The sequence below is a fragment of the Bacillus sp. SIMBA_008 genome, from assembly GCF_046535495.1.
Taxonomy (GTDB): domain Bacteria; phylum Bacillota; class Bacilli; order Bacillales; family Bacillaceae; genus Bacillus; species Bacillus subtilis.
Genome location: NZ_JAWRWL010000487.1, coordinates 1 through 271, shown reverse-complemented (window position 1 = coordinate 271; position 271 = coordinate 1). Strand labels below are relative to the sequence as shown.

1 pseudogene is annotated in these 271 nt (G+C 57.6%); it reads right to left on the bottom strand.

The features are described 5' to 3' along the window. A pseudogene (locus SB658_RS24135) lies at positions 1-271 on the bottom strand (MFS transporter); the annotation flags it as partial.

Below are 271 nucleotides of genomic sequence, written 5' to 3'. Positions count from 1 at the left end.
CGGTGATTTGGGTGGCGCATATGATTCCCGCACCGTTTACGGCGAACAGCAGGCTGAACATTTGCGCCGATACGCCGTAGATGTTTTGCAGTATAAACGGCGACCCGGCAATATATGCGAACATGCCGGTCATCACAAATGCCTGGCTGAGCGCAAATCCCATAAACATCCGGTCGCCAAGCAGGCCGCGAAACGTCATCAGCGTCTCCCGGAGTCCGCCGCTTGTCCGCTTTTCCGGCGGGAGTGATTCAGGCAACGCCGTAAGCACGGC